The sequence below is a fragment of the Brevibacillus sp. AG162 genome (assembly GCF_006715575.1).
GTDB lineage: Bacteria > Bacillota > Bacilli > Brevibacillales > Brevibacillaceae > Brevibacillus > Brevibacillus brevis.
On sequence record NZ_VFNO01000013.1, the window covers coordinates 114,262 to 132,043 of the forward strand.

Sequence of the window (17,782 nt, forward strand, 5' to 3'; positions counted from 1 at the left end):
GGTTTACAGTTGGTACTTCTCCACCATTTTGATTCCGATATGATTCAGCAAGACAGCGAGCACTTTCCAGACCGCTTGACGATAAAACGGGAGATGCTTGACATACACCGCAGTATATTCCGGTTCTCCCTCGGCTCCCCTGTCCGCTTTGAATGCGCCTACGCCCGCACTTTGATGGAGCAGGATGCCTTTGCTCTGTGCTTCTTGTACCAAGAGGCATGACAGCATCCGATATAGCCCGGTCTCTTTGGGGAGCGTCGTATCATAGCCGAATAGCGGTGTCGTCATCACACCATTTCGCTCAAAGTAGCCAAGAATGCCGTCCAGTCGTCCGTCTTTTTCCAAGCCGATGAGGGTCAATGTCTTCTTTTGTATTGCCAGTCGGACGAACTCCACCGAAAACTGTGGATTATGCCGGGAGTATTTATCCAGGTACAGCGCGTCATATAAAGCAACGATTCGCTCGACATGATGTTCTCCCAGCTCCTCATGACGCAGGATGCGATAGCCGGATTTGGCAAGCATTTTCCGATCGCGATTGAGCGTATTGCGGACCCGCCACTTGCCCTGCGCTGGCCAATCGGGGTGAAAAAGGTAAACGTAGCGGCTGGGAACCATGAGATAGCCCTTCTCTACAAGTCCCTTGTGGAAATCCGGATACAGTCTGCGACAGACAGATCGAAACGCGATGATATGGCCAGGGAACTTTTGGATGCCGTTTTCCGTGATGTCCTTGACTTCATCTGCACTCACATCATGATACAGATTCGTCGATAACAGCCAGTTGTTGAAAATGACCATTTTGTTGCATTGGCTTTTTTTCATCCAATGTCCAAGCCCTGTCAGAACAGTCGACAATACCCGCCTCAACACCCCTGAATCGAGCATGCCTAGCTCTTCCTTCGCATACGTCACGTAATGGGTAAACACCGAACTGACATACGAATTGTCGTACTCGGTATCGTTCACCGTGACGGGCATGATCCGATCGCCTACACGGAGTGCATGCATCCGCGTCTGTACATTTTGCACATAGCGGGATGGTTGTTCCGTCATCATGGGCAGCAAGTAGCTTTTGACGTAGTCGGAATCCTGTACTTGTTCCCAAGGGATTGGCCCCACCGAGGTCCCTTCATACCATTCAATCCATTGCCTGCTCACCTGGAACAAACATCCTCTCTACCCGCCGCAATTTTTTCGTACCGAGATTCAACTCGTACGGTGCAAACACAATCGCAGGCAATTGTCCTTGCTGATCGGCAATGACTCGCTCAAGACTTTGGCGTACTCGTTCCTGCTCCCGCATGGACGGTCCTTTCCCATCCTTCATGAGCAGTGCTACCTCAACTTGCTCGTAGCTGAGCTGCCGTACCGTGTACTCTTCAATCGTATCAAACGAGGTAATGACAGCACGACGGATGAAATCAGGAAAGACCGATATTAGGCGCACCTCATTTTCATGGCGAAAAACAAACAGATCATCTGCCCTGCCCTCAATCCATTCCAGCGCCATAAATACCGAGCCACACGGACATGGGGTACGCTTTTCCGTTAAAATGTCGTTCAAACGGTAACGGATAATCGGCTGTGTCGTCCGGGAAAAGTCTGTGATGATCGGAAAGAATCGCTCCTTTTGCTCATCGAGATATTCCTTTTCCACCACCACGAGGTCTTCATTGATATGCAGCGTCCCGTGAGAGCAGCTCACCGCAAGCAGTCCTTCTGTGCATTGATAAATTTGATGCACGATCTGCCCGAACACTTCTGCGATGTATGTTTGATCCAACGGGTCCAGCACTTCTGCCACCGAGATCACTTTGATCGGAGATATCCGCAATTTCCCTTGATGCTGGGCAGCCGCGAGCATTCTCAACATCGAGGCTGGCGCAACCAGCACCGTCGGCTGATACTGATTCAGGTGATCAAGGTGCTGATCGAGCGGTATTTGCAAATCGAAGAACGAGAATTGAATGCGCCGCCTGTTGACCGCCGTATACAGGTTGCTGTTCGCTCGCAGGAAAAAAGCAATCCGATGCGTTGACCATAGCTGACCAGGCAGTGCTTTTGCCAAAATCACCCCTGCCCATTTCGCCTGCTCCTGCGGTCCCACGAGAAAAAGCCCGCGATTGCCAGATGTCCCAGAAGACAAGCCTACGGTCACGCCGTTTAATTGGGGAGTGAAATCGCGTGTCGTTTCTGCTTTCAGTGCAATCCCAAACGCTACTTCCCTCTTGATCCCGCACGTATTCAGCTCGTCAAAATGACTCATCATGCTCTTTTTATCAATCGGCTCCATCTGTCTCCATTGTTCTGGCGTTCCCAATCTCTTTCGGTAAAAAGGAGAGGCTGGCAAAATGCGAGACAGCATCGCTCTGACCTGCGCTTCTTGCCATTTCACCAGTTGCTCACGCGAGGAAAACCGACGGGCAAGCCACTTCGTTTTTACATACTGCTTCAAGAGCGTCATGATCTCCATGTGAACTCTCCTCTGCTGGCCTGCCAGACTTCCCCGCAGTGTGTCGGCATGATTTTCATGTCGGGGCGTTGGCGGGATAGCACATGAAGCTTGTGCAAATGCTCGCGATACGCCGGTCGATCCGCCATGATCAACCTAGCCAGCGGATGAGGCAACAGGTTGCCGCGATAGGCTTCACTCGACCAAGCGGCATCCGCACACAAAAATACATCCCCATGATCCCGATCACGCAGGAATACACCAAACTGCCCGATTGCATGGCCGTTCAGATCGACGATATACAGACTCTGATCCGCAAACAAATCGTAGCCTTCGGTGTACGGTGCGTAAGCTTCAGGCAATGCCACCAGCCCTCCGCGATTAATGAAAGTCACCCTTTCTTCGAAATCGTCAGGCATCAAATCAGGCAAGTACGCCTCCCGTAACGCCGCCCACCCCGTTTTTCCCTTGACGTGGTTGTAGGCACTCTCGAAGCAATATAGTCGCGCATGCGGAAAATCGCGCAAACCGCCGATATGATCCGCATGAAAATGAGAAATAAGAATGCCCGCTATGTCTGTCGTTCTGATTCCGCGTGCTGCGAGCTGCTCAGAAATACTCTCATGTGCCTCCGAGAATACCGGCGTTATTTTGCCGTACAGCGAATAAGGAAGCTTGCTCGTAGCTTCAAAAAAGCGCTGCGAATAGCCCGTATCAAAGAGCAGCAAGCCGTGGACGGGGTGCTCGATAAGCCCTGCAATGGCGTGAAACGGGATGTTTTTCATCCGGCCGCCTTTTCGTGAAAACATCTCGAGCTGCTGGCAGTAGCCCGTGTCCATCAGCGTCAGTTTAACGTCCATTATGCGTCCTCCACCAATCTGTAAACGTCTCGATGCCCTGGGCAATGCTCACCCGTGGTTCATAGCCCAGATCGCGCTTCGCCTTGGAGATATCCAAGGTTTGTGATTTGGCGAGCACGCCTACCGAGTAACGCGTCAAAACCGGCTCGCGATAGCCCAAAACGGTCTTGGAGAGCGTCTCCAGCACCCAAGCTGCCGCATACGCCTTCCAATATGGCAGCTCGCGCGTTTTCAGCGGGACCCCCAAGCGGCGGAATACATCTGACAACACCTCGATCATCGTCACTGGCTCCCCATTTGTAATGTTGTAAGCCTGTCCCAATGTGTGCGCTGGAGAATCCATGCACAAGATCAACGCGTCCACGACATTTTCCACATAGGTCAAATCAACGATCGCCTTGCCTCCGTCGATCAGCGGAACGAATTTCTTTTCATTGGCGCGAATCAATCGGGGAAGGATTGCATTGTCCCCTGGGCCAAACAAGGCCCGAGGACGAATCGTTATCGTCGGAAGCCCTGCAAGAAACGCCTTGTCGACTTCCAGCTCCGCCTGGTATTTGGTCTGTGCGTATGTATTGGCAAAACGTACGGGCATCGGCTCATCTTCGCGGATTCCCAGCTTGTCGTCAAAAGCAAAATAAATACTCGGTGTCGATACATGAACCAGACGCTCGATGCCGTGTTGCTTGCAGCCCTCGATGATATGAATCGTTCCTGTCACGTTCGTCTCGTACATGTCACGGTACGTTCCCCACGGCGAGGAAAAAGCAGCCGCGTGATGCACGATATCCTGATCGCGGCATGCCTTCCGCATGGCTTCTCTGTCTCTTAGGTCTGCCCGAAGAAATCGGATGCCTCGCTCCTGCAATAGCTGGCCGATTCGCTCGTCTCTCCCTTGCGCTGTTACCTCATAGCCCATTTCATGGAGTCGTGTCGTCAGCTTCTGTCCGAGAAACCCCGTCGCCCCTGTTACTAGAACTCGCTTGTTCATTACTTCCTCACGTCCTTACGCCTCTTCTCCGTTCCATTCGATATCGCTCGTACTACAAGCGATCATGCTTTTTCTCGTTCGTAAACTCTGCCAAGCCAAATCTGCCAGCATGGAGAACTGATCAAAAAAAGGCCGCGGATCATCCCGCCTAAACAGAACATCCCTTGCAGAAAGCAGGTCGCTCACCCAACGCTTTGCTTTCTTGCCATTCGTCATGCCAGCAAGGCCGTATGTCAGCATCGCCATCCCTAGCATGCAAGCTTGTTTTCCAGCAGGAACAACCGTTTTTCCCCGATCAGAAAAATAAGCAGTCGCAGCCTCTTGCTGTCCTGCAAACAAATGCACACCGCTTGTCAGGCGTGGATTGCACTCGATCACGTATAGCTCTCCCTGCTCATTCTCCATGAAATCAAATGCGATTTGTCCACTAAACGTACACTGTTGCACGAAGCGACTAACAAAATCTCTTACCTGTGGATGGTCTGAATAGACGAAGTGAATCGAGGCACCCTGCCCTGCTGTATATGTTGTTTCGTAATCGGCGTACAAGGTGAGCTGTCCATCATGAGCAACCGCGTAGCTGCACACCTGTTTCCCTTTTATAAACTGTTGGACTAGCCATGGCTGCCTAACTGTCGGTTCGGGTAGCGTGGACTGCCCTGCCGCAGAGGACGGGTTTGCCACGATCTGTACATGAGCTGCGAAGCGAGAATACACGGGCTTTAGCACAACTGGCCCCCTAGCTTGCAGCATAGCCTCCCGCAATTGAACAGGAGATTGTACCCGAACCGTCTGTGGAACCAGTGCGCCCACCTCACGGGCCATTTCGGCAAAAAGCCATTTGTCGTGCAACGAACGCAGTACCTCGATTCCTTCTACAAGTACTTCACCAAAGTCAAGCAAGCGATCCCGCCCGCGCGATACGTAGAATATCTCCTCGCAAGTCGGGATCAAAAGATCGATACACTCACGCTGCATGATTTCACACAGCTTTTCGATATAAGCATCGGGCTCTTGTCGGGGAGGAGGCACTTGGTAGGAGCGCTCTACATAACGAGAGTGCTGGCATAAATGTCGCCGCGCACTCTCTGCTACAATGACTCGATGTCCCGCAGAACCCAGCAAGCGCGCCAACTCTAACGTAGCTGGAGCTCGCCCTCCTGTCAGCAAGACGGATTGTTTAGTATTCAAGCACAATTCCTCCGAGAGACAAGCCGGCGGATGTGCCCAGCAGCAACAGATGATCGCCTCGCTGTACCCGATTCTGCCCAATCGCTTCATGCAGCGCCATCGGGATCGAAGCTGCGATGACATTGCCGTGCTCCGCCAGAATGTTCACCATTTGCTGGTCGCTAAATCCGAGCTTGCCTGCCATGATCCGCATCGCCATCCCACTGGCCTGATGAGGAATGACTGTACGAATTTGTTCCTTGGTTACGGAGGCTGAGGACAGCAAGCGCTCCACAAATCCGGTAATCAACTGCGAGGTCAGGCGAAAAATTTTCCGTCCATCCATATCAAACGCAAAGTCTGCTTCTCTTCCTTTCGCAAATTGGCTCGGGTGGATCAGCGTACCGCCACCCCTTATTTCGGAATAATGCGCTCCTTCACTATATGTTTTCATACTTGAACCCAAGATGCGGGAGCTTTCTGGTGCTGGCGTCCTGCCGATGACAACAGCCGCAGCTCCATCTCCGAACAGCACGCAGCTCTCTTTTTGCTCCCAATTCAAACCTGCGGAGGATATCTCCGATGAAATGATCAAGACTCGCTCATAAATACCAAACGCCATCTGGCACGACATCACATCCAGCGCAGTGACGAAGCTCAGGCATGTCGCATTTATATCAAAGCAAGGGATACCTGTTTTGCTTAGTTGAAGCTCTTCCTGAATCAAGGCAGCCGTGCATGGGATTTCCTGCTGCGCCGTCCCGCTTGCACATACGATACAATCGATATCGTGAAGGGAGAGGCCCGCCGCTTCCAAAGCACGCCTGGCAGCGATGGCCCCCATCTGTGCTGCCGTTTCGTCCGTCACAAAATGCCTGACGCTTACCCCGGACTTTTTCTCTACCCATCCAGCCGCAAGTCCCAGCTTTTCTTCCAGTTCTGCCGCTGTCACTCGCCGAGTGGGCAAGTATTTTCCTGTTCCGAGGATTTTGATTTTTCTCTCCATAATCTGTGTCTCCCTTAGCTCGCATTACTCACACACTATTCGACATCTGCCCTATATTTTACATAAGTTTGTCGATTTATGGTAAACAGAATAAACACTTGGTACTAATTACCCAAGTGTTTGTTGTATCGGGATTTCTTTTTTGATCCGCATTTCTAATGTGCTGGTTATGATCGATCTTTGCGATTCCCTCGAGAGTAAGCTTTTTCGCATGCTGATCCCTCCTATTTTCATCGAAAGCAACTGTCATCGCTTTCTATACCAATGATGATAAATTGAGGGTATGCTATATTGAAAGTAAGAGAGATCAGCATGAACCTGAAGTGGAGGCATTATCGATGAGTATGCAAGAAGGCTATATTGAAGTTCCTGGCGGAAGAGTATGGTACAGTCGTGTCGGCGCAGGGGAGAAAACGCCTCTGATCGTCCTTCACGGAGGACCTGGCAACACGCATGATCCGCTCAAATCAACGCTTCATGTCTTAGGCAACGACAGACCCGTCATTTTCTACGATCAGCTCGGATCAGGAAATTCCGATCGACCAACTGATCTGACTCTTTGGAAAACCGAACGCTTTGTGGAAGAGCTGGCTTGCATCAGACAAGCCCTTGGCTTAAAAGAGGTTCACATTCTGGGACACTCGTGGGGCACGATGCTGGCAGCAGCTTATTTGGTGGATGCCAAGCCGGAAGGGGTACAGAGCATCATCTTCTCCAGCCCATGCCTGAGCGCAGAACGTTGGAAACAGGACGCAGATCGCTTAATCGAGCAATTGCCAGTGGATGTGCAACAAACCATCGCTACACACGAGGAGCAGGGCACAACTGATTCACAAGAATACCAGGATGCCATGAAGGAATACTACAAGCGCCATGTGTGCCGCCTTGATCCAATGCCAACAGTCATGACAGAAAGCCGTCCAAGAGCAAACAAAGAGGTTTACATGAAAATGTGGGGACCGTCTGAGTTTTGCCCAACAGGGAATCTGAAAACATTCGACTACACACCCAAACTGCATCAAATCAACATCCCTTCCCTGTTCGTTTGTGGCCGCTACGATGAAGCGACTCCAGAATCGACAGGTTATTATCAGTCTCTGGTGCCAAATGCCGAGCTCCATGTCTTTGAAAACAGCTCCCATGTCGGCTATCTGGAAGAGACAGACGAATACGTGCGAGTCGTCCGCAGTTTTTTACAAAAAGCAGATACGAAAACCTCATTCTTTTTTTAAGTAAATCAGGAAATTTAGTATGTTTAACCCTAATATGATGAGAAACATATAGGTGGACATAGCATCGCCACTTAGATTAAATTCATCCGCTATGTAACCCATAATCATAAGATTCGTTCCAGAAACGATTACTGAAATTGCTGAAATCATACTAAGTGTAAATCCATTGACAAGATTACATCGTTTCTTTTGAAGCAATAAAGCAACGGAAATAACGAGTAAACTTATGATAAAAGTAATCAAAACAATTCTTACTAAATCGTTTATCTCCATCCCTGCCATAGTCATCCCCCTAACAATCTTATACCTGCTATATTTTACCACACAAAAGAAAGACCGAATTTCGCAAGCAAGTCCTTTTGCAAGATTCGGTCCCTTCTTTTATACTCCTTTTCTTTTCTCTCGTCCGATCAAATACAAGAAATACGGCGCACCAATGACAGCTGTCACGATGCCTACGGGAACCTCCATCGGCGGCAAAAGCCATCTGCCTAGCCCATCAGCGGCGACCATGAGCGTAGCACCGAGCAGAGCGGCGACCGGGAGAAGAAGCGCGTGCTTCCCACCTACCAATCGACGAGCAATGTGCGGTGAGAGCAGACCGACGAACCCGATGGAACCGACAACCGCCACACATGCACCTGCAAGTGCGACAGAGGTTATCAAAAGTACAACACGCAGTCTCGTCACATCCTCGCCCAAGCCTTCTGCTACTTCATCTCCGAGAGTCAATACGTCGAGCCGGTACGCCAATAAATAAGCAATCGGTAAAAAGACGAGTATCCACGGAAGCACCGCCCATACGTGTTCCCATCCACGCCCCCACAAGCTGCCTGCCATCCAGAGCAGTGCCGCATTGACATCCCCCGGATTTTTGACCATCAGGTATTGGATGCCCGCCTGACAAATGACCCCGATGGCGATCCCTACCAGCGCTAGAGTAGCGGGCTGGACGCGTTTTCGCGCGGTATATACATACAAAATAGCAGCGACAACTGCCGCACCCCCAAATGCCGCCAACGGCAGCAAATACGCCGGAGATTTGGGAAAAAGAAAAATGACGATGGCAGAGGCGAGTCCCGCCCCTTTAGTGATGCCGATTACGTCAGGAGAGGCCAACGGATTGCGAATCATTCCTTGTAAAATAGCCCCGGATACCGCCAATCCCGCTCCAGCCAGCATGCCGAGGACGACACGCGGCAAACGATACTCTCCAATAATAAAGCTATGATTTTTCGGCCCCGTCCCAAAAAGTGACTCGACTACCTCGCGCGGCGATATGGACACCGCCCCCGTTCCGATGCTGATAACAGCGGTGACGATGAGCAACAGAAGGAAGGCAGGTGCAATACTTTGTCGGCGTGTCATGAAGCTTTCCTCTCCTTGCCCACTAAGTAAAGGAAAAAGGGAGCGCCCAGAAAAGCGGTCACGATGCCTACTGGCGACTCATACGGATACGCAATGAACCTGGCAAGAATATCCGCATAGACCAGCAGCAATGCGCCGAGCAGCGCTGTAATCGGGAGGTATAGCTGACTCTCTCTTCCTAACAAAAGTCGGGTCAAATGTGGCACCATCAATCCGATAAAGCCGATCGGACCAGCAACGGCAACAGCCGAGCCTGCGAGTACGATGACAATGATTCCACAGATCGTCCGCACCCGAAATACATGTTGTCCAAGATTTTTGGCCACATCCTCACCCATACGCATAATCCCGATGGAGCGAGCCATGAAAAAGGCAACCACTAGCCCAGCGATCGACCATGGCAGCACACGGTTCACATCCGTCCAATCTGCTCCATCCAATGAGCCTGCAAGCCAAAACAGGACTTGGTCGGTAGAATGCTGATGGAACAAGATGAATGCCTCTGTAATCGAAGCGAGAAACAAATGGACGGCTGTCCCAGCCAAAGCCAGCTTAACAGGAGTCATCCCCCCAGCCGCACCGAGATAGTACACCGCAAAGCCACCTATGACAGCCCCGCCAAAAGCGAGTGGTGCTAAATATGGCACCGGGAGATTGGGCAAGAGTACCAAGGCAGCAACGACAGCCATCGATGCACCTGCGTTAACCCCAAACGTCTGTGGAGAAGCAAGCGGATTGCCTGTCATTGCTTGCATAATCGCACCAGCCACACCAAGACCAGCCCCAATGATGACCGCCAATAGCGTTCTTGGAAGCCTGAGCGTCGTCACAATCAGATGCTCCTGCGATGTAGAGGGGGCAAAAAGGGATTTTACGCCACTCACTACCCCCATGTCTGTCCAACCAACTGAGATACTGACGACTAAACCAAAAACGAGCAGGAGAATTCCTGCCGCAAGAACAATGCCCGCCTTTGAAGCTCCCTCCATAGGTACAACCTCCTCCCGCAAAAACGACGGGATCGATGTCAGCTACGACACCCATCCCGAAAAGTTTCTTCTTTATTTGCCAGAAAGAAGCGTTACTGCTTCCTCCGAACTTAACTCCGATCCGATCAAGCCACGTGACAGCGCCCATTTATTGCGTGCCACTTCAAACACCTTGCCATTTTTTACGGCGTTGATGTTTTGCCAAAGCGGATTCGTCTTCCATTCATCCACAATCGTCTTGTCACCTGTTTTCATCAAAAACAGTACGTCTGGATTGAGGGCAACCAGCTGTTCCAGATTGGTTTTTGGATACGCCTCTTCACTCTTTGCCGCATCCTCCAACCCGAGGTATTCCAAGAGAGAGCCAGCATAGGAAGCATTGGAGTGAGCGAAGAATCCGGTCGGGTTCACTACTGCTGGCAGAATCTTCAGCTTGGCATCTGTTTTTGGCAGCTTCGCTTTGATGGCATCCATTTTCGCTTGATGCTCGTCGAGGCGTTTTTTGCCTTCTTCTTTCAAGCCTGCTGCATCTGCGATTACGGCGTAATTGGCTAGCATATGCTCATAGTTCGCTTGGTGGTCATTCAATACAATGGTTGGTGCAATTTGCTTCAATTTGTCGTACACAGCCTTGTGCTTGTTCAAATCTGCAATGATGAGATCAGGAGCAAGGGAACTGATCAGCTCCATGTTTGGTTCGTAACGAGAACCGAGTGATGTATAAGTGCCTACTTTTTCTTTCACCTCAGGAATGATCAGATTCGCATCACTGTCATCAGAGATACCTACAGGAGCTACACCCAATGTCGCCAAAGCATCTGCAAAGGAAAAGTCCATCACGACAATACGCGCAGGCTTGCCAACAATTTCTGTTTCCCCCAGCTCATGCTTGATCACTCGCTTTTCACTTGGAGCAGCTGGTGTAGACTCTGTATGGGTTGCAGCTGCTGGAGCTGTTCCCTGTGCATGTTGTGTCGCTGTACCGCAACCACTCAAAAAGACAGATACCAAAAAAATAAGAAGAAAGCCGGGTAACATCAGTCTTGCTCTCATGATGATAAACCTCCTACCAAAATAAAACTCCACCGAAATTGAAAATCATTTTCAATAGAGATTATATCGATAGCCACTACACCATACCATGAAGAATCTTGCTCGATTTCATGAATTATCTTGTCTCATATGCGTCTTGACGTATTCCGATGGTGATAGTCCAACAACTTTTTTAAACATCTTGCTAAAGTAAAACTCATCGTTATAGCCTACGCTTTGTGCCACCTCACGCAATCGACTCCCTGACAATTGGAGCAGCACCTTTGCCCGATTGATTCGAAGGCTTGTCATGTAATCGGAAAAGCTCACACCCTTTAACATTTTGAACATGCGTGAATAATAGCTGGGACTGACATTCGCCTTTCCTGCCAACATTTCCAGCGTGAGATTAAGCATGTAGTGCTGATCGACATACAGAATCGTTTCTTCAATGCTAGCTATCGTATTTTCGTTGCTCTCAATCGAAGAAAAATCTTTCACCAGGATGTACAGAATGCGCTCGAATAACAACCTCTGCCGAAATTGCTCTCTCTCCTCATTCGACGCATAGCTTTTATGTAGTTCCTCCATTAAATGCAAGACCTGCGAATGGCTTCGTACCCGGAAAGTCCCTTCCAGAGGAAAATTTTCTCCGCCCGGAACAAATACTCTCTCTTTCCCTGTTTCGTTTTGTTCGATCCAATAGGAGAACGCAATGAAAAAGACCTCCAGCTCTTTGTCTTGTTCCGTCCGCAAAGAAACGCTCTTCTTCGGCTTGATAAAAAACACATCTCCTGCCTCAACTAACTGCCTCTTCCCGTTCTCTTCCATTGTTCCTTTACTATTTTTGATAAACCCGATTCGATGAGAATTGACAGCTGAGAGAATCAGTGGTTCGTTGTGACGGCAAATCGCAACACTGACCGTGTCGAGGGAGTAGATCATCTGTTTTAACTGTCGATAGGCTTCATTTGCAATCAACGGTGCATCCCCCTCTCCTATTCCTTCTATTATAGCTTGTAAACTCTATCTAACGCATTATTTGAGGGCTTTGGTAAATGAAAGAAAGCTGCCCGAAGTAGATCCTCGACAGAACCACTTCGAACAGCCTGTTATTTCAATCCAATATGCTTGTCATACACATCGTATACGGAACGTGAAATAATCGCAGCCGATCTTCCCCCATAACCACCCTCAGGAACGATTACGGCTACTGCCAGGACAGGATCGTCGACTGGGGCATACGAAATGCTGACACCATTCGTAATGCGGGCGTGCATTTTCCACCTTGTCTTTTTCTGTCCTGTTTTCTCATCTGTCACCATCACCGGTACATAAATATCTTGCTCAGATGTACCCGTTTTTGCAGCTACCTGAAACGGCATTCCCTCATACGCGCGGACTGCTGTTCCCCCTGGCTTTGTCACCATCACCATGCCTTGCTCTAAAATATCCCAGTATTTATCGGGGTGAGGGAAGGTACTCATGGTTTTTGGCGTGTGCGTTTTCACCAGTTTTCCTTTAGCGTCTGTGATCTTATCTACCATCTGCGGCTGCAAACGCACACCTTTATTCGCAAGTGTCGCTGCATACTGTGCCAATTGCATCGTCGTTGCTCGAACTTGCTGGCCGAAGGAAGCCTGCACCATCGCTGCTAATGGACCGTAGTTTTCATTCATCACCAAATAGTCTTCTTTGCCTTTGTTTTCATTCGGCAGATCGACGCCAGTCTGAACCCCTAATCCAAATGCGTGATAGTACGATTGCAGCACGGACGCTGACTGTTTTCCTTTTCGACGGGACAGCTCCTCCCCGATTCTCGCCATGTACGTATTCGAGGATTTTTGCAGGGAAATCGCAGGCGTAATCATGCCATGCGCTTTGGAATTGTCGTTCTTAATCCGGTCTGTTCCACGTCCATAGTGATACACCCCTCCATCATTCCAACGATCAGCGGGAGAGATGATGCCTTCCTGCAAACCGAGCAATACCGTAATCGGCTTGAGGACAGATCCTGATGGCACAATTGAACCCGGATGCTTGTAACCCTCCTGGATGGCCGCCTCGCCCGTTAATGGCCGCGTATCGTATGGCGCTTCCCGAATCGTCCCATTCGTCACCGCCAGCTTGATCTCGTCATACATTTTTTGATCCGGTCCCTCAATCCATACGTTTGGATCGTATTCCGGATAACTGACCATCGCGACGACCTTGCCTGTCTTAACCTCTACTGCCACGACGTACGCTCCCTTTGCCCCCCTCGCCTCAGGGATGGTTGCACGCATCTTCGGAAGAAACGCTCGGATCGAATCCCGGATATCTAGCTGTACCCGCTGATCGATGGTGAGATACACATGATTGCCCGGAACGGATGGAACTTCCTCCACTTGCTTCACAATTGTCTGATCTGCTGCGACCTCATACATCCGGTAACCGTTGCTCCCGCGAAGTTCTTTTTCGTAAGACAGCTCAATCCCATCGAGCCCGACTAGCTGGTTCGGCAAATACCGCTCGCTCTCATCCTTGTAGGAGGCGAGCTTCACATTTTCAGCAATGTGAAAGGGCCGAACATACCCGACCGCCTGTACAGCGATTTGCTTGGGATCGTAATTCCTGATCGGTTTTGTTACTACTTCAATCCCCGGCAGATCGCCGCGATGCTCACCCAGTACCGCGATTTCTTTGTCCGTCAAATCCACCTTCAACTCTTTTTCCAAATAGCGCGGCAATTGCCGTGCCACTTCCACATAATTGCCTTTCTCGTAGGCATAGCCGACATCCATCTTTTTTAATAGCGTGGCCTTGTCGAGGCTCAGTATTTTCTCCAGCTTTTCCACCAGGTCAAAGTACGCTTTCTTCTCCATGACCTCTTGTTCACGGAAGACAGCGAGATGGGAAGGCCGACTTTCGGCAATGACATACCCGTTGCGGTCATAAATGTTTCCTCGCATAGCAGGAATGTAATCTTTTTTATACGATCTGTCTGCCAGCTCATTTGCATAATCGCTCCCTTGCTGGATTTGGATTTGCGCCAATCTCAAAATGATGACCACAAACATCAGAAATACGACGATATAGACGATTTGCAGTCGCTTCACACGATCATTTTTTTCTTCCTTCATCCTTGCTCTCCCTACTCTTTCAGTACCTTCGTGAAAATCCGTTTGATACGTGCATCGAGTACATGACTGCCACCCCGACCACGCACATCTTCGATCATCATGGTAACCAGCAAACGCGGATCATCTGCATTAAAAACGGCGTACCATCCGTTTTCCACTCCGAGCTCGCCCTTTTTCTGTTTCAGCTCAGCTGTTCCAGTCTTGCCCGCCATGCGAATACCAGGCACACGCGCTCCTCGTCCTGTGCCGCGCGGGTCTTCCATGACCTTTATCAAATGCTGCTTCACCGTGCTCGCCACATCGGCAGGTATGACATTTGTCTTCCAATACCCGCCTTTTTTGTCTTCCTGCACTAGTGATGGATAGACGATACTCCCGTCATTTGCAAAAGCGCTGTACACCAACGCGAGGTGAAGCGGTGTCATCGTTACCTCGCCCTGACCGTATCCGGAGTCTGCCAATTGAATCTCGTTTTTGAAACCGTCGTTATACAGCTTCGACTTGTCCAGTGGATATGGAATCGGGAGAGCTTCATGGAATCCAAACAGCTCGCTCTTTTTCACGAATTGCTCCTCCCCCATGGAGAGTGCCGCTTTTGCAAAATAAATATTGTCGGAGTACACCAATGCTTTTTCCAAATTGACAGGTCCCCCGTAATCGCTGACCCGCGTTACCTCGTACCCACCCCAAGACGCATCCTTTTGCCAATGCAGTCCGCGGACATGGATACTGTCCGCAGGGGTAATTGCGCCTGACTCAAGTCCAATCGCTGCCGTAATCGGCTTGAAGGTGGAGCCCGGCGCAAACCCGCGCGTGAATCGATTGAGAAGCGGCTTTTGCGGGTTTTCATTCATTTGCTTCCACTCTGCAGCCGACATCCCAAGTACAAACGCATTCGGGTCAAAGGACGGAGAATTGACGAGGGCCAGTATTTCCCCGGTCTTTGGTGAGATCGCCGCAGCTGTGCCTGCTTCGTTTTTCAGCTCCTGGTAAATCGTCTGCTGTACTTCCGCATTTATGGTTAATGCCAATGGCTGTCCATGCTTGGCGAAGCGTTCCGCCACGGTCTTTTTTTCTGTCCCTTCTGCATCCGTAATGACGATGCGCCCACCTGCGCTCCCTCTTAGCTGCTCCTCAAAAATCTGTTCCAGTCCTGATTTGCCAATCACATCAGACGTTTTATAGCCCTGATCCTTTCGCTTCTCGTACTCTTCCTGACTGATTGCGCCTACATAGCCGACCAGATGGGCCGTCGCGTCCTGATAGGGATAGTAGCGGACTTTCTTTTTGTGCAATGTGAGCCCTTCTGTTTTTTCCAATTGTTTGATGCGTGCATCGTCCTGCGGCAGCGTGGCGATCCGGATAAACTTGGCCGACTTGCTTGTCGTAGCTTGGACCTTCGAGGTGAGGACATCCAACGGAATTTGCAAAAGCTTGCTGACCTCCATTTTCCCGGTCTGTGAAGCCTGGCTCCATTCTCCCGGATTTATCCCGATATCTACCACGACACGCTCTGTTGCCAATGGACGCCCTGCCCGATCCGTGATTTCACCTCGTCTGGGATACACTGTATTGGCTCTTACTTTGTCCCCTTCTTTCATTTCTGGAAAAATAAAAGAAGGATTCCAATGAATGTACCAATCCTCCAAGTCGTTCTGCGTTTCTTTGACAAGCGTTGCTTTCCCTGTAAAGGAAATTGGTTCGACGAATGTTTCCATCGTCAGCCGATAATGAAAGTTGATCTGCCCATCCTCACCCGGCATGACGTCGCCATTGTACATCGGCTCGACCGCAATCGCTTTGGCCTCGATTCCTCCGTAAATGTTTTGGTAACGCGAAACGAATTCTTCTTTGCTGATGGTCTTTTTTGTATGTAAAGAAAGCTGCTCGTACATGTCAGAGAATTTCTGTTCTCCCCACTTTGTCGTATACGCGGTGAATGCTGCCTTTGCCCTCTCGCCATCCGACCGCGTGGTGTCCTTCCAAAAGTCCCAGAAAAGATAGAAAAACCCTGAAAGAACAACGAGAAAAACCGTCCAAAATACCAACCATGTCTTTTTCACTAGTCATTCACCTTCCCTCCCACACGATATTACAGTCGGATACCATAATATATGGAAAAAAGATGATGACAAGATGAGACTATTCTCATAGGACGATGATAAGTGTCAGATAGTTACATCAAATGCAAAAAAACACAGGAAATTCATCCTGTGTCTGCCGTACTGCTTACTATTCTTCCCACATGTAACCAAAGCGCGGAATCGTGGTGACGTTCTCGCCATATCTGCCCAGCCGCTTACGCAAGCGATAAACGAGCGCGTTGATCTCCGCTCGGCCAACATCCGGGACGCTGCTCTCCGTATTCAGCAACCGCTCCGGCCAGACGAGTACCATGATTTCCTCATAGCTGACCGCCTGATTCGCACGTTGGTACAAAAGCATGAGCAAGTCCATATCTTTTCCGGTCAAATGGATTCTCGCGCCATCGAGACGTATTTCTCTGCGTTCCAGATTGATGACCAAGCCGGAAGTGGAGGTGGTTTCTTTTGGATTCGTCAAAGGGAATGAGAACTCCCGCGTCACATCCATCTCGCTGCCCTCTGCGAAAAATATCATCTCAACCACGCCTTTTGCCAGCGTAATATGATCACCGTGATAAAGAAAATGCGGTGCTTGCTGTATCGGCATTCCGTTTACTTCTGTCCCATGCTTGCTTTGCAAATCAGAAATCGTATATTGGTTATTGATTTTCCGTATCACTGCATGCCTTCTGGATATATACGGACTGGAAAAAGCAATGTCTGGTTGTAATTGATTGCCCCGTCTTCCAATTGTACACTCTTCCTTATGTAGAAACTGACGCTTTTGAAGCTGCTCGGGGTCTCCTTTTTTGATCAGTACATATATGCCGTCGTCCAACATTCATCACCTCGAAAAGAGTTGGAGCTATCAGTATTTATTACATAATAAATTACGCATAAGTCAATACTTTTTTCTTTTAGTGGAAAGTCAAAAAGTTTTAAACATAATTAATAGCAAAAAAGCCGCCAATTGTCCAGACAACAAAAGTGACCGGTCGATTGACAGCTCTATATCATCGCTATCCGACAAACGAATAGCGTTCGATTTTCTATGTTGATCGTGTCTTAGGAGCAGCGCTTGAGAGCAGCGAATTGTTTCGGTTCAATCGCCAGTAGATGACAATCTCCATTCGGGATAAACAGTTTGTAGGAAACTCCCTTTGGCACAATGATAAACTCTCCAGCTTCCACCCATATATTACGCTCGTGGTACATCATCAACAATCTTCCTTTGACGACAAACAGCAGTTCATCTTTCTGGTCATTTTGTTGCCAAGGATACTCACCTTGCAGCTTCTCTAGCTTAATAGACGTATCATTCAGCTCTCCGACAATCAGAGAGCCCCAGGAATCTTGCAAGCGTGATAAATGTTGTGCGATGTTTACCTTTTCCATGATGATCCTCTCCCCTTTGCACTCTACGATATTATAATTTGCAGGAGAGAGACATAGTAGCGAAATGATAAATCATCT

General features: G+C 49.5%; 16 protein-coding genes. 1 reads left to right on the plus strand and 15 read right to left on the minus strand.

Going from position 1 to position 17,782, the window contains the following annotated elements; translation table 11 throughout:
• Positions 1-3: 3 nt before the first annotated feature.
• From FB479_RS27330 to FB479_RS27355, 6 genes are read right to left on the minus strand one after another with little or no spacing between them, the layout of a single operon-like run.
• Positions 4-1,161 carry a GNAT family N-acetyltransferase gene (locus FB479_RS27330; RefSeq protein ID WP_185746427.1) on the minus strand — a complete coding sequence of 386 codons (1,158 nt, stop codon included), beginning with the start codon at positions 1,159-1,161 and terminating at the stop codon, positions 4-6.
• The gene (locus FB479_RS27335) at positions 1,142-2,476 is read right to left on the minus strand and encodes a F390 synthetase-related protein (protein ID WP_142067369.1); all 1,335 of its coding nucleotides are present in this window, start codon (positions 2,474-2,476) and stop codon (positions 1,142-1,144) included. Before FB479_RS27335 ends, FB479_RS27330 begins: the two co-directional genes overlap by 20 nt.
• Positions 2,464-3,315: an MBL fold metallo-hydrolase gene (locus tag FB479_RS27340; RefSeq protein ID WP_142067370.1), complete on the minus strand. Its 852-nt coding sequence runs from the start codon at positions 3,313-3,315 to the stop codon at positions 2,464-2,466. Before FB479_RS27340 ends, FB479_RS27335 begins: the two co-directional genes overlap by 13 nt.
• Positions 3,305-4,306: an NAD-dependent epimerase/dehydratase family protein gene (locus tag FB479_RS27345; protein WP_142067371.1), complete on the minus strand. Its 1,002-nt coding sequence runs from the start codon at positions 4,304-4,306 to the stop codon at positions 3,305-3,307. The genes FB479_RS27340 and FB479_RS27345 overlap by 11 nt, the downstream gene beginning before the upstream one ends.
• Before the next feature lie 15 nt (positions 4,307-4,321).
• Positions 4,322-5,497 carry an ATP-grasp domain-containing protein gene (locus FB479_RS27350; protein ID WP_142067372.1) on the minus strand — a complete coding sequence of 392 codons (1,176 nt, stop codon included), beginning with the start codon at positions 5,495-5,497 and terminating at the stop codon, positions 4,322-4,324.
• Complete coding sequence (locus FB479_RS27355; RefSeq protein WP_142067373.1) at positions 5,487-6,482, minus strand: beta-ketoacyl-ACP synthase III; 996 nt, start codon at positions 6,480-6,482, stop codon at positions 5,487-5,489. Before FB479_RS27355 ends, FB479_RS27350 begins: the two co-directional genes overlap by 11 nt.
• Before the next feature lie 338 nt (positions 6,483-6,820).
• On the opposite strand from FB479_RS27355, the gene FB479_RS27360 reads away from it, so the two are divergent.
• Positions 6,821-7,714: a proline iminopeptidase-family hydrolase gene (locus FB479_RS27360; RefSeq protein ID WP_142067374.1), complete on the plus strand. Its 894-nt coding sequence runs from the start codon at positions 6,821-6,823 to the stop codon at positions 7,712-7,714.
• Here the strand turns inward: FB479_RS27360 and FB479_RS27365 are convergent.
• The 9 genes from FB479_RS27365 to FB479_RS27405 form a co-directional block, all read right to left on the minus strand.
• Entirely contained in the window at positions 7,700-7,996 is a 297-nt protein-coding gene (locus FB479_RS27365) for a hypothetical protein (protein WP_106653833.1), read from the minus strand. The genes FB479_RS27360 and FB479_RS27365 overlap by 15 nt on opposite strands.
• A 99-nt stretch (positions 7,997-8,095) precedes the next feature.
• Positions 8,096-9,082 (minus strand): FecCD family ABC transporter permease, encoded by a 987-nt coding sequence (locus tag FB479_RS27370; RefSeq protein ID WP_142067375.1) that lies wholly within the window; start codon positions 9,080-9,082, stop codon positions 8,096-8,098.
• Positions 9,079-10,071, minus strand: a complete 993-nt coding sequence (locus tag FB479_RS27375; protein WP_142067376.1) for a FecCD family ABC transporter permease — start codon at positions 10,069-10,071, stop codon at positions 9,079-9,081. Before FB479_RS27375 ends, FB479_RS27370 begins: the two co-directional genes overlap by 4 nt.
• Positions 10,072-10,143: 72 nt before the next feature.
• A complete protein-coding gene (locus FB479_RS27380) occupies positions 10,144-11,124 on the minus strand; it encodes an ABC transporter substrate-binding protein (RefSeq protein ID WP_142067377.1) in 981 nt (326 codons plus the stop codon).
• Positions 11,125-11,232: 108 nt separating this feature from the next.
• Positions 11,233-12,084: an AraC family transcriptional regulator gene (locus tag FB479_RS27385; RefSeq protein WP_142067378.1), complete on the minus strand. Its 852-nt coding sequence runs from the start codon at positions 12,082-12,084 to the stop codon at positions 11,233-11,235.
• Positions 12,085-12,215: 131 nt separating this feature from the next.
• Positions 12,216-14,225: a peptidoglycan D,D-transpeptidase FtsI family protein gene (locus FB479_RS27390; protein WP_142067379.1), complete on the minus strand. Its 2,010-nt coding sequence runs from the start codon at positions 14,223-14,225 to the stop codon at positions 12,216-12,218.
• A gap of 11 nt (positions 14,226-14,236) precedes the next feature.
• Complete coding sequence (locus FB479_RS27395; RefSeq protein ID WP_142067380.1) at positions 14,237-16,288, minus strand: penicillin-binding transpeptidase domain-containing protein; 2,052 nt, start codon at positions 16,286-16,288, stop codon at positions 14,237-14,239.
• A gap of 169 nt (positions 16,289-16,457) precedes the next feature.
• Positions 16,458-17,150, minus strand: coding sequence for an FHA domain-containing protein (locus FB479_RS27400; protein ID WP_142067381.1), 693 nt, complete (start codon positions 17,148-17,150; stop codon positions 16,458-16,460).
• Between the two features lie 224 nt (positions 17,151-17,374).
• Entirely contained in the window at positions 17,375-17,704 is a 330-nt protein-coding gene (locus FB479_RS27405) for a cupin domain-containing protein (RefSeq protein WP_142067382.1), read from the minus strand.
• Between the last annotated feature and the right edge of the window lie 78 nt (positions 17,705-17,782).

Bases quoted from the DNA above. Each gene is read 5' to 3' on its own strand.
- FB479_RS27405 (WP_142067382.1), bottom strand. From the start codon at position 17,704: ATGGAAAAGGTAAACATCGCACAACATTTATCACGCTTGCAAGATTCC.
- FB479_RS27365 (WP_106653833.1), bottom strand. From the start codon at position 7,996: ATGGCAGGGATGGAGATAAACGATTTAGTAAGAATTGTTTTGATTACT.
- FB479_RS27400 (WP_142067381.1), bottom strand. From the start codon at position 17,150: ATGTTGGACGACGGCATATATGTACTGATCAAAAAAGGAGACCCCGAG.
- FB479_RS27355 (WP_142067373.1), bottom strand. From the start codon at position 6,482: ATGGAGAGAAAAATCAAAATCCTCGGAACAGGAAAATACTTGCCCACT.
- FB479_RS27340 (WP_142067370.1), bottom strand. From the start codon at position 3,315: ATGGACGTTAAACTGACGCTGATGGACACGGGCTACTGCCAGCAGCTC.
- FB479_RS27390 (WP_142067379.1), bottom strand. From the start codon at position 14,225: ATGAAGGAAGAAAAAAATGATCGTGTGAAGCGACTGCAAATCGTCTAT.
- FB479_RS27370 (WP_142067375.1), bottom strand. From the start codon at position 9,082: ATGACACGCCGACAAAGTATTGCACCTGCCTTCCTTCTGTTGCTCATC.
- FB479_RS27360 (WP_142067374.1), top strand. From the start codon at position 6,821: ATGAGTATGCAAGAAGGCTATATTGAAGTTCCTGGCGGAAGAGTATGG.
- FB479_RS27335 (WP_142067369.1), bottom strand. From the start codon at position 2,476: ATGGAGATCATGACGCTCTTGAAGCAGTATGTAAAAACGAAGTGGCTT.
- FB479_RS27345 (WP_142067371.1), bottom strand. From the start codon at position 4,306: ATGAACAAGCGAGTTCTAGTAACAGGGGCGACGGGGTTTCTCGGACAG.
- FB479_RS27375 (WP_142067376.1), bottom strand. From the start codon at position 10,071: ATGGAGGGAGCTTCAAAGGCGGGCATTGTTCTTGCGGCAGGAATTCTC.
- FB479_RS27380 (WP_142067377.1), bottom strand. From the start codon at position 11,124: ATGAGAGCAAGACTGATGTTACCCGGCTTTCTTCTTATTTTTTTGGTA.